Source organism: Fictibacillus barbaricus (assembly GCF_014635025.1).
Classification (GTDB): Bacteria; Bacillota; Bacilli; order Bacillales; family Fictibacillaceae; genus Fictibacillus; species Fictibacillus barbaricus.
In genome coordinates, this window is sequence record NZ_BMCE01000001.1 from 636,606 (window position 1) to 654,297 (window position 17,692).

Genomic DNA, 17,692 nt, shown 5'->3' on the forward strand with positions numbered 1-17,692 from the left:
ATGAAAAAAAAGCTGATTCTGCTTATCGTTTCCGTAGCATTGATTTCAGGCGGCACATGGTTTTCTTCTACCAGTATCTATCAATTAACAAAGGGTTATTTGATGTTTAAGTTTGGTTCGGAAAAAACATTTACTCAAAAGAAAGAAACGGTGCAGGCAAAAGAGAGTACAAAAGAAGTAGAGGAATCTAGCGATCAAACTTTGTATGATGTGAGACCAAAAGTAGGAGAGCAGATGGGAGAGCTAAGAATCCCAAAGCTCGATGCTGCTTTACCCATTTATCATGGTACAAACGAAGATGAACTAGAAAAAGGTGTCGGTCATTTTGCAGATAGTGTGCTGCCAGGTGAAAAAGACAATTCCGTTCTTTCAGGACATCGTGATACGGTGTTTCGTAAACTAGGTGAAGTCGGGAAAGGGGATTTGTTAGTCGTAGAAACAACAGCAGGTACATTTACGTACAAGGTTCGAAAAGTGCGTATTGTTGATAAAGATGACCGTTCTGTCATTGTTTCTATGCCGCGTGCTACTTTAACGGTAAGCACTTGTTACCCTTTTACGTTTGTCGGTGCAGCGCCTGAGCGTTATGTATTGGTGGCTTATTTAGTTAAAAGTGAAAAGAAATAGTTCTAATACAGCTGACTCATACGGGTCAGCTGTATTTTTTGTGAAATTAAGAAGGAATGAACCACTTATCATGAAGAGTAAGGAAGATATCATGAATTCAGAATCAAATATCATGAAAAAAGTGATTTTATCATGAAAAATTAAAGATTTATCAGGAATCCACAATTTCGTTCACTTCTTTATAGTTGCCGTAGGAACGAGCCTAAAAATAAACGTAACCATACCGATATTAAAAGTGTTCTTACATTTGAGCAGATTTCCTAGCTGGAATATTCTAAGATAATTTCACCTTCAAATGTATTAGTTGAAAATACCTATTTTTTTAAAATGAATCCTTTTATATCAACCTTTCCTCACCGTTTATTGGAAAACTTTACATTAATTTTACTGATTTATCTTGTTATTGAAAAAATAGATTACTATACTAATAATGTACAATATTTGCATAAATTTGTTGAAAGAGGGGCGAAAATGAAGAAATTTGCAATATTTTTCTTTTTGGTGTTGGGGGTGTTGATTTCTCCTAATCTACTGAACAAGGTTTCTGCGGAGGTGCCTAAAGGATTAGTAGAAGTTAAGCTCAGAAACTTTTTGGGGAACCAGACGAGTATATCTCTTGACGTGATCGGCAAATATATTGTCGACAGCGACAGGAGAACCTTATCTGGCACTGGCTTTATTTTGAAAGCAGAAGCAGGCAGTCTAAACTTATATAAAGACACAACTCTAGTAAAAAAGTATGGGGCTACTTTTTCTATGCATCCCGAACAATATGGGACAAGTCATTATGTGAAGCTGAACAATAAAGCTTATACGGGGGCTTTTGCTTTTGAAATCGAAGACGGCAAATATGTGAGGCCAATTAACTCTCTTTTAATGGAAGATTATTTAAAAGGGGTAGTTCCGCGTGAGATGTCAGGAAGCTGGAATGTTAACGCGTTAAAAGCGCAGACGCTTGCAGCAAGAACGTATGCGATGAGATATGCAGGTGCCTCGATTAACGATACGCAAAGCTATCAAGTATACGGAGGCTACACATGGTTCGATAATTCAAACCGTGCCGTAAATGAGACCAATGGTGAAGTTATTAAATATAATGGTAGTTTAATAACAGCACTTTACTCTTCCAGCAACGGTGGTATGATTCTTTCTAACAAGAATACATGGGGAACAGATCGATTAGCTTACTTTGACAAAAAACAAGATCCTTATGATCTGCAAAGCGGAAATCCCAATCTTAATTGGTCATACAGCTTAAGGAAAACTCAAATTGATATGACAGGTAAGGATCTGAAAAAACCTGAACTATGGTGGGGACAAGTGCAAGAAGCAGATAGTGCCATCATGAAGAATCTAAAATCAAAGCTGATCGGCGGAAAGATCTCGTCAAACTCGGATATAAAGATTACAAATGTAACAGCTGTGAATTTTAAAACTTCATTTACGGCAGATGACGTTCTAACTGGTTATATTAATATTGAGTACTACCGAAAAAGAACAGATACCAGTGAATTTATTAAAGATCCGGCTACAGGCAACATTTTAAAGCATAAACTGACGGTGGACGGCGAAAGCTACGATCTTCGTTCTATGATTGGTTCTACTATTATGAAAAGTGCTTATGTGAAATCTGTTAAAAATGAAACAGACCGATTTACAGTAAACGGCGGAGGCTGGGGTCATAGCATCGGGATGAGCCAATTCGGTGCAAAAGTGATGGGGGACCAAGGAAAGCCGTATACTGAAATTCTTTCTTTCTACTACCCGAACACATCGATCGTAAAAGAATCGTATGGCTATCAAGGTGTTAAAGTGAATGGGCTATCAGCAAATGTCCCTAGTCCACAGCTCCAAAATACATCTATCACACTTTCAGCGGATGCAACAGGTGGATATGATAAAGTGTACCGTTTCTGGGTGCAGGATGGAACTCAATGGAGAATCGTTCAGGATTATTCTACAAAAAGTACATACTCTTGGGTGCCTAAAGAAGGCGGAGATTACAAGTTCAGTGTACATGTGAAAGACAAGTATTCTACAAAGTCTTATGATGGATACGCAGCACTGGATTACCGTATTGCTTCAAGTGTTAAAGTAAACAGCGTAACTGCTGACAAACCATCTCCTCAAGTTGCAGGAACACCGATTAAAGTAACAGCAAACGCTGAAGGCGGCCATGAAAAGCTGTATAAGTTTAACCTTCTTAAAGACGGAAAATGGACAGTGGTGCAAGAGTATTCATCATCGAGTTCCTTTGCATGGACACCAACGGCAGCAGGGGATTATCGATTTAGCGTCCATGTAAAAGATGTAAGCTCTTCTAAAAGTTATGATGCTTACGGAGTCTTAGATTATAAGATCTCAACAAAAATAGATCCTGTTGTCATGCAGAGTGTTACAACGGACAAACCTAGTCCGCAGGTTACAAACACAACGATCAACATGACAGCAAATGCAACAGGCGGCACAACGAAGCTGTACAAATTCAATATCTATAACGGAAAATCATGGGTAGTTGCTCAAAATTACAGTACGAAGAACACATACGCATGGAAACCAGCGGCTGCAGGTGCTTATAAGATAAGCGTACATGTAAAGGATCAGTCATCCTCTAGAAGCTATGATTCCTATAAAGCTTTTGATTATAAGATCACTGCATCAACTTCTGGACAATTTGGAACACCTATTAAAATTGATAGTGTTGTAACTGATAAAACATCACCACAGCCTGCTAATACCTCTGTTAAGGTAACGGCGAACGCATCTGGTGGAACTGCGAAAGAGTACAAGTTCTGGATTTCAAAAGATGGCGGAGCGTATGTGAGAGTTCAGGATTACTCAACGAACAACACATATAATTGGCTGCCTACTGCAGCAGGAAGCTACAAGATTAATGTCCATGTAAAGGACCAATCTTCCAGCAAATCATATGATGCATACAAAGTAATTGACTATGTGGTAACAAAAGATGAAGTAGTTGTACAAAGTGTGACATCTGATATTCCTTCTCCGCAGCGTATGAACACTGCGATCAATGTAACAGCCAATGCAAGTGGCGGAGAATCGCTTCTGTACAAATTCAATGTCTTTAATGGTACAGATTGGATCCTATTAAGAGATTATTCACCTGAGAAAACGTTAAAATGGGTTCCTATTAAGCCAGGAGCATATAAGTTTAGCGTACATGTGAAAGATTCAAGTTCGAGTAAAGCTTATGATCATTACGGGGTATTAAACTATAACATAACGAATTAATAGTAGAAGGAAGCTGACTCTAGGGGCACATTGCGTGTAATTCGGGTCAGCTTTTCTTAATTTTAACTGCGTACTCAGTTAATATTTCACCCAACATGTATAGAAAATTTAGTCGTTGTTGAACATTGTGAATAGCGAATGGTAATATTAAAGTTGTATGCTGTGACATGAAAGGGAATGGATATGAAAACAAAGTGGAAATGGATTGTTTTTAGCTTAATTGCAATTGCAGCTAGTTTTTTAATAAAAAATCCGTATTACGATGCATCGCATGATGATAAAGTGCTTACTGAGATAACGGTTGAAAAAGCAAGGGATGCATCAAAGAAACTAAGGGGTGCATATCAGGATAATAGCATCTATCTTAACGGGATCGATGCACCTTATGATAAGGCTAGAACGGAATATGCACATGCGATCGGTATGGTAAACGAACTGGAAAATGGTGAACGGAAAACGAGGTTGGAAGGGCAGCTAAAATCAGTAGAGCAGGAAATTGAAATAGCAAATACCTTTAATAAAGCCGTTCGATCTGGTAAAAGAATGTTAGAGGCACAACAAAAAGCAGAAGCTGTACATGTGAAAGAACCTTTTGATATTAAAGCGGCAGTCAGATCACAAAAGGAACTGGAAGACTCCATAGATAAACTATCTGGAATCTTCAATGACATTCCTTTTACATATGTACAGAAGGATATGAAAGTCACGTATGTTTATCCCGCTAAGCAATTTAACCGAGATGCCATTTTCTACGTAGAAGGTCTTGCATTACTAGATGAAGCAAAGCAGAACCAAATAGAAAGTGAAAAATTGAAATATATAGATCAAGCAAAAGTGAAAGCAAAGGGAATCAAACATAAGGAATTAAAAGCGAAGTTAGAAAAACAAATTAATGAGCTATAAAAAAGCAGAGGGCCTTCAATGGCACTCTGCTTTTTCTCTATTAACCTGCTGAAGGAACACTTACTTTCCAGCTCGTAAACTCCTCTGGCATTGCCAGTACGAGATTCTCAGGGAATATAAATGTCCAGGGCTTACATGAGTAGGGACTTATCGAAAAGTCCTTTAGCTGGAATAAACCTGATGCGATGATCTTTCCGTCTTCGCTTTCCAATTGGAGCGGCAACTGCGATAACTCAATTTTTTTGCCGGTCCCATTCCGAATGAGCAAGGTTAAGGCAACATTTTTTTCATTTGATCTTTCTGCTTTTAATCCAAATAAATTCACTTCTTCATTTTTAAGGGGCGGAAGTGTAGAGATAAGCTTTCTCAAATCCTTTTGTTCCTCTTCACTTAAACGTTCTTCCCATGAAGCTTCAAGTTCGAGTGTTTCATTGGCAGGATTCTGTTTTTTTAACTCAAAAGCCAGTTTCCAATCATCTTTGTTCCATTCCGATAAGTTCACCAGAAAATCTTCTGGTTCGAATAAGAACTTCCATGGTATAGAAGAGGAAGGAGGCAATTCACCAAGCATGTTAAAATCAAAGACCTTACGAGCCAAAATACGGCTATCGGAATCCATGATTAACAGAATCACTTCTTCAAAACGAATTTTTGAAGGCAGTGTATTCCGAATAAAACCTTCAATAATAACGGAATCATTAAATTCCATCAGCTCATAACCATTGATCGAGATTTGATTAGGCTTTAGGTCAGGTAAAAGTTGGTGGTAGAACTGAAATACATATTTTTCTTGCGGGCTAACCACAACAGCTGGGTGAATAAATAACTGAGTTCGACCTGGTTTTTCCTCTTCAGCTGTATCTACTACCTGAGACGTATCACTGTCTAAAGAAGGAGAATGGTTATCTTTTTTTCTCTTTAATAAAGACCACATATTAAACCTCCACGGTGCTTAGAGCTTGTTCGGCTGAATTCTGATTATAGTCCATCTGCAGCAATAGTTTGATGCGATGAAGGATTTCTTTGTTTAAGTGATTAATCATCTCTTGAAATAGAGCAAAACCATTCTTCTGAAAGGCACGAGTTGGATCTTCCTGACTGTAGCTATGAAGGTTGATTCCTTCTTTTAAATTTTGCATGTTTTCAAGATGCGCAATCCAGTTGCGGTCCAATGTTTGCAAGTAAACGCTTCGAACTTGTTCGCTCATGCATAGTTGCTGCAATTCATCTTGTTCAAAAGCATGCCTTGCTTTTTCAAGGAACTCAGCTTCAATTTCATATTTTTCTTTTCCTTTTAATTGATCGAATTCAAACGGTTGAAAAGGCAAAATATCATTTAATTGATTAATGAGCTGCTCTAGGTTCCATTCCTCAGCAACCAACTCATCATTGCACTCTTGATCAATAATCATCATTCCGGTAGATACTAAAGTCTCTTCTGCACGATCACGGATATTATCCGTTTCTAAAAGTTCATTTCGCAGCTGATAAATCGTTTCCCTCTGATTTTCAATCACGTTTTCAAGTTTTAACATGTGAGAACGAGAAGAATAATGAATACTCTCAATAGCTTGCTGGACATTTGTGATATACTTCCCAGGTTTAGGAGATAACACGATACCGGTTTCATCTGTTTTTACTTTTTTCCTCCAGCTATCAATAAGCTCCTGGTCATATAATTTAAAAAGTTCATCATCAAGTGAGATGACGAATTGAGTCGTACCAGGATCTCCTTGACGGCCAGCTCTTCCTCTTAACTGGTTATCGATCCGGCGGCTTTCATGACGCTCAGTGCCGAGAATAAAGAGACCGCCTGAATTCTTAACGTCCTCATCCAGCATTATATCGGTTCCGCGACCGGCCATATTGGTTGCGATCGTGATCATGCCTTTTTTGCCCGCTTTTGAAATCATCTCAGCTTCTAGTTCTTCACTTTTTGCATTTAATAGCTGGTGAGGAATTTTTTCTTTTTTTAATCCGCCAGACAGCTTTTCTGACTGTTCAATTGAAGTCGTTCCGATCAAGACCGGCCTTTTTTTCTTATACAGCTCTTTAACCATTTCAATGATCTTTGTATACTTTTGTTCCATCGTTTCATATACAAGGTCATCTAAGTCAACCCTTTGTCTTTCACGATTCGTAGGGATTACAGACACGTTTAGTCCGTATGTTTGGAAGAACTCATCTTTATCCGTAAGGGCAGTTCCCGTTAAACCTGAAAGGGAACGATAGAGCTGGAAATAATTTTGTATCGTAATGGTCGCAAAGGTCTGGTTCTCTTCGGTAATTTCTACACCTTCTTTTGCCTCGATAGCTTGATGCAGTCCGTTGCTATAGCTTCGGCCCTCCATCACTCTTCCAGTGAATTGGTCTACAAGCATGATCTTTCCGTCACGAATGATATAATCAATATCTTTTCTCATGATCACTTGAGCTTTTAGAGACTGATTAACAAAATGATTCAAAAGCTGATGTTCTGCATCATAGAGGTTTTCGATACCGAAGGCTCGTTCAATTTTATTCGCTCCTTCGTCAGTCAAGAAAACTTGCTTAGTATTAATCTCAAGGCTGTAGTCTACGTCTTCCATAAAATGCGCGACAACCCGTGATGTGACAGTAAACAATTGAGCAGATTCATTGGATTTGCTTGCTATAACAAGTGGTGTTTTTGCCTCATCGATCAGAATGCTGTCCACCTCATCAATTAACGCAAAATGAAGGGGACGCTGGACGCGTTGAGAGAGATCTTGTACCATGTTATCCCTCAAATAATCGAATCCAAATTCACTTCCAGTTCCGTATGTAATATCACATGAATAGGCATGCTGCTTATCACCCGTATCCATTTGAGAGATGTTTAATCCAACCGTTAAACCTAGAAACTCATGAATTTTGCCGATGGTTTCATAGTCTCTGTTCGCTAGATACTCGTTTACTGTAATAACATGTGTACCTTTACCTTCAAGTGCCTTCACATAGCTTGGGAATGCAGCCACAAGTGTTTTTCCTTCTCCAGTTTGCATTTCAGCGATCTCATTATTAAGTAGAGATAAACCTCCAATTAATTGAACATCATAAGCTCTTAAACCAAGGACTCTGTATGCTGCCTCACGGACGGCTGCGAATGCTTCTTCCTTTATCTCATCTAGTGACGTACCTTTATTGAGCGCTTCTTTAAATTTAATAGTTTGTCCTCTGAGCTCTGCATCACTGAGATTCTGATAAGTTGGCTCTAATTTATTAATTTTTTCTAACATTTTTTTAAATTTTTTAACAGTCTTGCTCGTTTCACTGGATGCTTTCAAACCCAATACCATAATTCATCTCCCAATTCATGACAATATTAGTGAAATTATAACATAAAATACTAAAATTTAGAGATGGAATGGAATATTTTTATATTTATATAACATATTTCTTGTGGGACCTATAACGAATCTTCTGGCGAAGAAGTATTGGTGGGATATAGTTAGTTTAAAATGAAGATATACAATGGTATGATTATGATGATTTTGAAAAAAACATGTCGAAATTAAGACGAACAAAATTGTGAGGAAAGTAATTACATGAAATATACACCAAAGATAAAAAAGCTTCTTACAAATAAATTCTTTGTGAATTCATTCTGGTATACATTCGCAACGATGCTGCCTCCATTGACAGGTATTATTCTTTTGCCTGTTTTCACGAAATATTTTACACCTGGAGAATATGGTATTTTCACAACAGTCCAATCCTATGTGTGGATCCTTCAGCTTCTTATGATTCTTTCTTTACATGGAGCCATAACGAGACTTTATTACGATTACAAAGAAAATAGCAAAGAGCAGAAAGAATATCTGGGCTCTGTTGTGATGTTTACGATTGTATTTGCAGCTTTAACATCCGCTTTGCTTCTATTATTAAAGCCTATTGTTGCGCCATTATTATTCAAAAATATTCCGATTGATCCTTACTATGATATTTTAATATATTTTGCATTATCATCTTCCTTATCTTTAGTTCCTATGGCGATCTTAAGAGCGCAGGAAAGAGCAAAATCGTTTGTTATCATCAACATTATTAAGAGTGTAATCGTAATGGCAGTAACCAGCATTGCGGTTATCTTTATGAATAAAGGACCGGAAGCCGCTTTATTTTCTTTTGTTATTGCTGGTATCGGAACAGGACTTGGATACATTGCAGTGTTATTTAAGAGTGTCCGCTTGTCTTTTAAAACTCAATATATTAAACAAAGTTTAGCATTTAGTATTCCTTTAATGCCCCATGTAATCAGTGGTTGGGCAATTACCGCATCCAGCCGTTTTATCTTGGAGAAGTTTGTATCACTAGATGAATTAGGAAGATTCTCTTTGGCTGCACAGATGGCTATGGTTTTGGGGATGCTATATACAGGTGTTAATAATGCGTTTGTTCCGCGTTATACGCGATTGCGAAAAGATTCTAAAGACCAAGAAGCCAATAAAATCATGAAGTTTTTCCAAATGGCTGTAATCGTACTGGGTGTACTGGCTATTATCTTTTCTTTATTAGTTATTGAGTGGCTGCTTCCTCCGAAATATAATGGTGTAAGTGGAATACTCGTCTTTTTGCTAGCAGCAGAAATTGTAAGAGGTTTCTATTTTGTTGTAGTAGCCCGATTATTTTATATCAAGAATACAAGGATCGTTGGAATTAGCAGTGTGTCAGCTGCAACCGTTAACGTTGGTGTCAATTTGATCTTGATTCCGATCATCGGTGTATGGGGTGCTGTAGTCGCAGCGATAGCGGCAGAATTAACAAGATTCCTTTTTAACCTTTTTATGGAGAGAAGTTATCTAAACAAAAAGTTGCAAGCTGAAAGCCAGGAGTGAAGAAGAAGCTATGAACATATTTATGATTGAATCGCCATTGCAGTTAATAAACGCGATAGAAGCCAAGCACCATTTTTCTATTAAAAAGGAACATGCCGTTCTTTTAATCCTGCAAGCTGAGAACGAAAATACGATGAGACAGATCGCGAACATGGTTTCTAAAGATGAGTGGGCAGATGTTCAAATCATAGGGAGCGGTACCGGGAAAGTAACATGGATTACTCGTTTGCTCAGTCTTCGCAGTGTGGTTAAGAAATACAGCAGGGTAGATTACATTTTCATCGGGGACTACCGGTCTGATATCATGAGAGATTTTGTTGTTTCTGTTGAGCATAAGAAAGTGTATCTACTCGATGATGGAAACGTAACGATCAGAATGTTCGAAATGATTTCCAATGGAAGGCTCCCGCAGGATTCTGGTGCCAAATATTTAATAAAATCAGCGTTCAAAAAAGTGTTAACCCCTAAATCACCAAAGAATAACGAAATAACCAATATTGCGTTCTTTACAACCTTTGATCTTAAGTCAGATCGAATGGAAATCGTAAGAAATAATTACGAATACTTTAGTTCCTTAAGCAAGGATCAGAAAAAGAAACCTGTCTTCTTCTTTTTAGGAGCACCTCTAAGTGAAAAGAATGTGATGGACAGTGAAGATCGGTATATTGAATATTTAAGGGATGTAAAGAGCTACTTAAACGAGACGGAAATGGTTTACATTCCGCATAGAAGTGAAAGTCCCGAGAAGTTGGACAAGATTAAAAATGAGTTAAATATCTCAGTTACCCCAATCGATACGTGTATAGAATTTGAGCTGACTAGAAACCCATACTTGCCTGAAGGATTAGGTTCTTTTTATTCATCTGCACTAGGCACTTGTCATCAAATATTTAAGGATTTGATCGAAATTAAAGCTTTTTATTTACAGCCGGGGGATCTAGCAGAGAAAAATCAAGCTGAAATCGAAAAGATATACCATTACTATGGGGACTTTATTGATGTTGTCAGGGACTACTAAATTAGAATGCTGCAGTTGGAGGAAATAAAATGTTTCTTTATGTTATAACCCCATGGATATTATTCTTTATATTTGCTTATATCGCTTATAAAAAAGACCTGCTAAAAAGTTTCTCAGGTGCCTTTTATGTAACGGTAACCTTCATGATTCTTCCGGCAGGGCTTTTCTATGCTTTTGGCGGAGAGAGATACTATGTCCCGAATGAAGAGAGCATAAAATGGTTTAGTATATATATGAGCATTTTATATGTGTCAATGATTGCTGGGCTTTTTGTACAGCAAAAAGTAAAAAATCTTTTCTTAAATCGTGAGTACAAACTCTCAGAAGGGTTTCAAAATTATACGTATATTAAATGGGTTAGTGTGATTGTGTTTTCCGCGTGTTTTATATATGTGATTGCTTTTGCGGAAAAAATCCCTCTTATTCAGCTCGTGATCGGAAAAACCTTGCAGACTTCGTTTAGCCGTCCGGACGTCGCTGGGGGTATTCCTTTCTTTTATACCTTTACTATCGTAGCCAATACCGTAATTCCTTTTTTCCTAATTCTTATGCTTCGAAAAGAGAATTTCTTTAAGCATAATAACCGAATCCTATTGGTTGTATTTACAACGATGGCTGTTATCTTTACATCTGTTGCATTAAATAAAAATACTTTATTTCTAATTATCATATTCTTTATCTTGTATGTGATTAAAAGCCAAAAACGTTTTATCTACCTTTTCTCGGCAGGGTTTGTTTTTGTTATATATTATTTTGCAACAAAGGTATTTTTTAACGCAGGGGAGAACCCTTACAGTGCTTTTACATTCGTCGAAAGTATTCTTAAACGGATTTTTGTTACACAAGGTGCTGGCCTGACTACTCGGATCGAATTTGAAGACAAGCCTTTGCCTGACGATATTTCTATTAAACGATATATTTTTGAAATTATGTATGGAAAAGAAGGGGGAAGTGCTCCGACGATCTTCTTTGGAGATAACATTATGACCGATTCCCTTCTTGTAACGGCAAGTTTAATTGTAGTAGCTACACTTTTCTTTTTCGCACTTGCCGGCATGACGGATGGGCTCTATCAGAAATCAGGAAAAGTGGAGTTCCTTGCTCTCGGTTATGTTGTTTTTTATGGCGGACATTTATTAGGAATCTCAGAGATTCAAAGCTTCGGGCTCCGAACATTGCTTCCTATCGCATTGATCGCTGGATTATACCTGACAGACAAGCTTGTGGATCGAACACAGCTTTTTAACAAAAATTAAGAACTAAACATGAGGAATGGTGATTATATGTTACAAGGAAAGAAAATTCTTATTACCGGTGGTACTGGATCTATAGGCAGCGAGATCGTTCGTCAGGTTCTTGCCCAAAACCCTGCAGTTGTTCGTATTTTCAGCAGAGATGAATCTAAGCAGTTTGCACTGCAGCACGAGCTTTCTGATTTCACAAATGTTCGTTATCTGGTTGGTGACATTCGTGATAAGAACCGCTTGAATTATGCAACGAAAGATATTGATGTTATTTTCCATGCTGCGGCACTGAAACATGTCCCATCATGTGAATATAATCCGTTTGAGGCTGTAAAAACAAACGTAATTGGTGTTCAAAATATTATTGAGGCAGCGATTGAAAACAATGTAGAACGAGTGGTTTCCATTAGTACAGATAAAGTCGTTAACCCAATGAACACGATGGGTGCAACAAAGCTTCTTTCTGAACGCCTTATATTAGCTGCTGAATATTACAAAGGTTCTGCGCAAACAATTTTTTCTTGTGTTAGATTCGGAAATGTAATGGGCTCCAGAGGTTCCGTTATCCCTTTGTTCAGACAGCAGATTGAGTCTGGTAAACCTGTAACTTTAACCGATCGCGAAATGACTCGCTTTATGATGTCCATTCCACAGGCAGCAAGACTAGTATTAAGAGCTGCTGAGCTTGCAAAGGGCGGAGAAGTTTTTGTCCTCAAGATGCCTGTCCTTAAGATCGAAGACTTAGCTCAAACGTTGATTGATGATTACAAGGAAAAAAGAAATGTTACAGACGTTTCTGAGATCGTTGAAGTAGGGGTGCGTCCGGGTGAGAAGGTATATGAAGAGCTGATGACTCTGGAAGAATCAGAAAGAGCTTACGAGAACGACATTATGTATGCGATCTATTCTCATCTAGACGATGATTGGCAAGCTCCAGAAGGATTTAGAAAAGCTGATCGAAAAGCTTATTCTTCACATACGAGTCCTTTAATCACGAAACAAGAAATCTTCGAGTTAATCAATGAGCAAGGACTTACCTTTTAGGAGGGTTCCATGAATATTGTAGCTATTATCCCGGCGAGAGGCGGTTCTAAGGGCTTAAAAAGAAAAAATGTCCTCCCGTTGAACGGTAAACCGCTGATCGCATATTCCATAGAAGCTGCATTAAAACTAAATGATGTTAAACGAGTGATCGTCTCAACAGATGATGAAGAGATAGCAGACATTGCAAAAGAATACGGGGCAGAAGTTCCTTTTCTTCGTCCTGAATACTTAGCTTCTGATACAGCAACAACCATTGATGTTTTAAAGCATACGATCGAGTTCTTACTAGAAGCGGAAGGGTATAAGACAGACCATGTTCTGTTGCTTCAACCTACTTCTCCGCTGCGAAATGAACGGCATGTAAGAGAAGCGCTGGATCTATATCTTGGAAATCAATGTCCTGTGGTGAGTGTTTGTTTAGCAGACACACCCCCTTTCTTAATGAGGGTGAAGAAAGAAAACTATTTGGTTCCTTTTATGGAGCTGCCTGAACAAAAGGCAACGAGAAGACAAGACCTCCCAGAGGTATATGAATTAAATGGTGCGATCTATTTAACAGATCATCACCACCTTATGAATGAAAATGCGATCTATACAGATAAAGTAATTCCTTATGTGATGGATAAAAGGTCATCTGTTGATATTGATGATGAGATAGATTTTAAGTTAGCAGAAGTACTTTTAAAAGATGGAGCTGTTTAATATGTTTCAAATCGGTGATAAAAAAATTGCTCAGAGTGAACCTGCCTATATCATTGCTGAGATTGGCGTAAACCATAATGGAGATATGGAACTTGCTAAGAAATCAATCGCAAAAGCTGCTGAAATCGGGGCAGATGCTGTTAAATTTCAAACGTTTAACAGTAAGAAGCTTGTGTCCAAATACGCGGCTAAAGCAAAGTATCAAACCCAGAATACAAGTTCCGAAGAGTCTCAGCTGGATATGCTGAAGAAACTGGAACTCTCTTATGATGATCACATTGTGTTAAAAAACTATTGTGAACAGCTTGGTATTGAATTCCTTTCTACTCCTTTTGATACAGACAGCGCGAAGTTTCTGAATGATATCGGAGTACATGCCTTCAAGATCGGATCTGGTGATCTAACAAATATCCCGCTGCTTGAAGAGATCAGCACCTATAAACGTCCTGTTCTTCTATCGACTGGGATGGCTAATCTTACAGAAGTAGAAGAAGCTTTAGAAGCACTAAAAGGAACGGAAACGGCAATCCTGCATTGTACTTCTAACTACCCAACACCTGTCGAAGATGTAAACCTTCGTGTGATGAATACGATGGAGCAAGCTTTTGGGAAAATTGTTGGCTATTCTGATCACACATTGGGTTATGAAGTAACCGTAGCTGCAGTAACGCTGGGAGCAAAAGTGATCGAGAAGCATTTCACGTTAGATCGTGATCTTCCTGGACCTGACCATAAAGCATCAATGAATCCAGAGGAATTTGCAGAACTCGTTCAAGCGATACGTAATGTGGAAGAAAGTTTAGGTGACGGAATCAAGCGGTGTATGCCTTCTGAAGAAGATACAAAATCAGTGGCCCGTAAAAGTTTAGTTGCTATAGCTGACCTCAAGCCGGGTGATGTTTTAACAGAAGAAAATCTGACGGTGAAGCGGCCAGGTACCGGCATACCGCCAAAATACTTTTCATTACTGATCGGTAAAACGGTTAAAAATGAAGTGAAAGAAGACAATGTCTTAACCTGGAATGATGTGCTATGAGCAGTATTCTAAATAAAATAACTGTGGTAACAGGCACCCGCGCAGATTATGGGATCTATTATCCTGTTCTAAAAAGACTGGAGAGTGAACCTGTTTTTCACGTTAACCTTCTTGTAACGGGTATGCACTTGTCACCCCAATACGGTATGACGGTTCAGGAGATTGAAAAAGACGGCTTTGAGATCTTAGGGAAAGTTGATATGCTCCTTCAAGGGGACTCGGATGCCAACATGTCTAAAGGTATCGGGATTGGATTATTAGGGATGACACAGCTGCTTGAGCAAGCAAGGCCTGATCTTCTGATCGTTTTAGGTGATAGAGGCGAGATGCTTGCAGCAAGTATTGCTGCAGCACACCTTAACATTCCAATCGCCCATTTTCATGGTGGAGAAGTTTCGGGTTCCATTGATGAGTCAGTTCGTCATTCTATCTCGAAATTCTCACATATCCATTTCCCGGCTACGGAGAAGAGCGCGGAACGTCTTCGTAAGATGGGGGAGGATGAATGGAGAGTCTATCCAGTAGGTGCTCCTCGGATCGAGACGATCCAGAATGCTGAACTGAAAAGCTGGTCAACGGTTAAAGACATCTACTCGCTAAAAGCAGAAGACGATTTTATTCTTCTTGTGTTCCATCCGGTAACAACAGAGATTGAAGGAATAGAAGATCAAGTAAAAGATGTTCTGGAGGCTGTTGAGAAAACGGGCAAGTCTGTTGTTTGTATTATGCCAAATTCAGATGCAGGGACGGAGCATATTCTTCGTATCTATAAGCAGTATCAAAACCATTCTAGTTTTGATTTTGTCACGAACTTTCAGCACCTTGATTATTTAACGGTGTTGAAGCAATGTGCAGCTTTAGTTGGAAATTCATCTTCTGGCATCATCGAAGCAGCGAGTTTTTCAAAACCTGTGCTAAATATTGGGTCTAGACAAAACGGACGTGAAAGAAGCGGTAATGTTATCGATGTTCAGCCAAACTTTAAAGATATCAAACAAGGACTTGAAAAAGTTCTGTCAGAAACGTTTAATAATGAAGTAAAGTCCATCAAAAATGCTTATGGAGATGGAACAACAAGTACAAAGGTAGTAGAGATTCTGAAGAAGTTAGAGGTTGCTGATTCCCTTCTTCAAAAGAAAATCTCTTATTAGGAGGACAGCATGATCGTACTCATAGGGGCTGGCGGCCATGCCAAGGTAATTGTTGACATCCTGAAAGCCAGCGGTAAACAGATTGCAGGTTTTTACGATGACCATCCACAAGCTAAACTAGAGGATCTTACTTTGCTGGGAAAGATTGAAGATATTACGAATGATCAACCAGAATATCGTTTTATAATTGCGATCGGCAATAATGAGGTGCGAAAGAAGATTGCTGATCAATTAGAACGGTTAGGCTGTAAAAACGGAACCGCTATTCACCCTGCTGCCATCATTGGGAGTGACGTTGAGGTGGGTGAGGGCACAGTAGTAATGGCTAATTGTGTGATTAATCATTCAGCATCCATAGGCGCGCATTGTATTATTAATACAGCTGCAACTGTGGATCATGATTGCAAGATCAAAGACTTTGTCCACCTTTCACCTGGGGCACATCTTGCAGGGAATGTATCGATTGGATCTGGTTCTCACATTGGTATCGGCTCTTCTGTCATCCAATCTGTAAAGGTTGGAGCTGGTTCAGTCATCGGGGCAGGCGGAGTGGTCATAAATAATATTCCGGATCATACGGTTGCTGTAGGTTGCCCAGCAAAGGTCATTAAATCAAATAAGTAAATCTTATGAGAAAGCAGGTTGTGAAAATGTCTGCAAACGAAAGAATTTTATTATCTACTCCCCACATGAGCGGGAATGAACAAAAATATATAAACGAAGCATTTGAAACGAACTGGATTGCGCCACTCGGACCAAATGTTGATGCATTTGAAAACGAAATCGCTCAGTATGTTGGCTCAAAAGGTGCTGCAGCTATTAGTTCTGGTACAGCTGGTATCCATCTTGCATTAGATCTTTTAGGGATCACAAGAGATGATTATGTTTTCTGCTCGTCCTTGACGTTTATAGCGAGCGCAAATCCAATTCTTTATTGTGGTGCGATTCCAGTATTCATCGACTCAGAACCTGAGAGCTGGAACATGTCTCCTGCTGCTCTTGAAAAAGCTTTTAAAGAAGCGGAAGAAACGAACACTCTCCCTAAAGCAGTAATCGTGGTTAACTTATACGGCCAAAGTGCAGACATGGACCCGATCCAGGAAATCTGCAGCCGTTATGATGTACCTATTATTGAGGATGCGGCTGAATCATTGGGTGCAACGTACAAAGGTAAAGCAAGCGGAACAATTGGGAAATACGGAATCTTCTCTTTTAACGGCAATAAGATTATTACGACTTCTGGTGGAGGGATGCTCGTTTCCAATGATACTGAAGCACTGAGCAGAGCTCGTTTCCTTGCAACGCAAGCGAGAGACCAAGCCCCGCATTATCAGCACAGCAAGATGGGCTACAACTATCGCATGAGTAACATCTTAGCTGGTGTAGGAAGAGCACAGCTTGAAGTGTTAGACGAGAGAGTGAATGCAAGAAGAGAGATCTTTGACCGTTACAAAATTGCATTCTCAGAGATAGACGCTATTGAAATGATGCCAGAAGCAGAATTTGGCAGATCAACAAGATGGCTATCCACACTAACGATTAATCCTGACAAAACGGATATTAAGCCGATGGACCTCATCAACTGGTTGAATAACAAGAACATTGAAGCACGGCCAGTATGGAAACCATTGCACCTTCAGCCGGTCTTTGAAGGGATAAAGTATTTCACACACGGCGATGAAAGTGTATCTGATTATCTGTTCTATAACGGTGTTTGTTTGCCGTCTGGTTCAAATATGACGGTTGAACAGCAACAGAGAGTGATCGAGCAAATAAAAGATTGTTTTGTCACACATGGAGCGAACGTAAAATAAAAAAATTCACGATGAAGAGTTGAACGTAATTAAGTTCAGCTCTTT

The 17,692-nt window shown here is 38.9% G+C and carries 14 protein-coding genes; 12 read left to right on the top strand and 2 right to left on the bottom strand.

Features of this window, described 5'->3' with window-relative positions:
- The 3 genes from IEV52_RS02975 (at nucleotide 1) to IEV52_RS02985 (ending at nucleotide 4,785) form a co-directional block, all read left to right on the top strand.
- Entirely contained in the window at nucleotides 1-627 is a 627-nt protein-coding gene (locus IEV52_RS02975) for a class D sortase (protein WP_188401037.1), read from the top strand.
- 471 nt (nucleotides 628-1,098) lie between these two features.
- A complete protein-coding gene (locus tag IEV52_RS02980) occupies nucleotides 1,099-3,882 on the top strand; it encodes a SpoIID/LytB domain-containing protein (protein WP_188401038.1) in 2,784 nt (927 codons plus the stop codon).
- Nucleotides 3,883-4,065: 183 nt separating this feature from the next.
- Nucleotides 4,066-4,785, top strand: a complete 720-nt coding sequence (locus IEV52_RS02985) for a hypothetical protein (protein ID WP_188401039.1) — start codon at nucleotides 4,066-4,068, stop codon at nucleotides 4,783-4,785.
- Nucleotides 4,786-4,825: 40 nt separating this feature from the next.
- Here IEV52_RS02985 and IEV52_RS02990 read toward each other — a convergent pair whose 3' ends face one another.
- Together IEV52_RS02990 and secA2 are read right to left on the bottom strand one after the other, a co-directional pair.
- On the bottom strand, nucleotides 4,826-5,719 hold the full coding sequence (locus tag IEV52_RS02990; RefSeq protein WP_188401040.1) for an accessory Sec system S-layer assembly protein: 894 nt from the start codon (nucleotides 5,717-5,719) through the stop codon (nucleotides 4,826-4,828).
- Nucleotide 5,720: 1 nt separating this feature from the next.
- Nucleotides 5,721-8,102 (bottom strand): accessory Sec system translocase SecA2, encoded by a 2,382-nt coding sequence (gene secA2 / locus IEV52_RS02995; protein WP_188401041.1) that lies wholly within the window; start codon nucleotides 8,100-8,102, stop codon nucleotides 5,721-5,723.
- Between the two features lie 249 nt (nucleotides 8,103-8,351).
- Between secA2 and IEV52_RS03000 the strand changes: the two genes are divergently transcribed.
- The 9 genes from IEV52_RS03000 to IEV52_RS03040 are packed head-to-tail and all read left to right on the top strand — an operon-like array spanning nucleotide 8,352 to nucleotide 17,647.
- Entirely contained in the window at nucleotides 8,352-9,638 is a 1,287-nt protein-coding gene (locus IEV52_RS03000; protein ID WP_188401042.1) for a lipopolysaccharide biosynthesis protein, read from the top strand.
- Between the two features lie 10 nt (nucleotides 9,639-9,648).
- Nucleotides 9,649-10,656, top strand: a complete 1,008-nt coding sequence (locus tag IEV52_RS03005) for a polysialyltransferase family glycosyltransferase (protein ID WP_188401043.1) — start codon at nucleotides 9,649-9,651, stop codon at nucleotides 10,654-10,656.
- 29 nt (nucleotides 10,657-10,685) lie between these two features.
- Nucleotides 10,686-11,912, top strand: coding sequence for a hypothetical protein (locus IEV52_RS03010; protein WP_188401044.1), 1,227 nt, complete (start codon nucleotides 10,686-10,688; stop codon nucleotides 11,910-11,912).
- A 27-nt stretch (nucleotides 11,913-11,939) separates the two neighbouring features.
- Complete coding sequence (locus tag IEV52_RS03015; protein WP_188401045.1) at nucleotides 11,940-12,944, top strand: UDP-N-acetylglucosamine 4,6-dehydratase family protein; 1,005 nt, start codon at nucleotides 11,940-11,942, stop codon at nucleotides 12,942-12,944.
- Between the two features lie 9 nt (nucleotides 12,945-12,953).
- Nucleotides 12,954-13,646 carry an acylneuraminate cytidylyltransferase family protein gene (locus IEV52_RS03020; protein WP_188401046.1) on the top strand — a complete coding sequence of 231 codons (693 nt, stop codon included), beginning with the start codon at nucleotides 12,954-12,956 and terminating at the stop codon, nucleotides 13,644-13,646.
- Complete coding sequence (neuB, locus tag IEV52_RS03025) at nucleotides 13,633-14,682, top strand: N-acetylneuraminate synthase (protein ID WP_229754169.1); 1,050 nt, start codon at nucleotides 13,633-13,635, stop codon at nucleotides 14,680-14,682. The genes IEV52_RS03020 and neuB overlap by 14 nt, the downstream gene beginning before the upstream one ends.
- The gene (gene neuC / locus IEV52_RS03030) at nucleotides 14,679-15,833 is read left to right on the top strand and encodes a UDP-N-acetylglucosamine 2-epimerase (RefSeq protein WP_188401047.1); all 1,155 of its coding nucleotides are present in this window, start codon (nucleotides 14,679-14,681) and stop codon (nucleotides 15,831-15,833) included. Before neuB ends, neuC begins: the two co-directional genes overlap by 4 nt.
- Before the next feature lie 9 nt (nucleotides 15,834-15,842).
- Nucleotides 15,843-16,457 carry an acetyltransferase gene (locus tag IEV52_RS03035; RefSeq protein ID WP_188401048.1) on the top strand — a complete coding sequence of 205 codons (615 nt, stop codon included), beginning with the start codon at nucleotides 15,843-15,845 and terminating at the stop codon, nucleotides 16,455-16,457.
- Nucleotides 16,458-16,483: 26 nt separating this feature from the next.
- Nucleotides 16,484-17,647, top strand: a complete 1,164-nt coding sequence (locus IEV52_RS03040; RefSeq protein WP_188401049.1) for a DegT/DnrJ/EryC1/StrS family aminotransferase — start codon at nucleotides 16,484-16,486, stop codon at nucleotides 17,645-17,647.
- The last annotated feature ends 45 nt before the right edge of the window (nucleotides 17,648-17,692 follow it).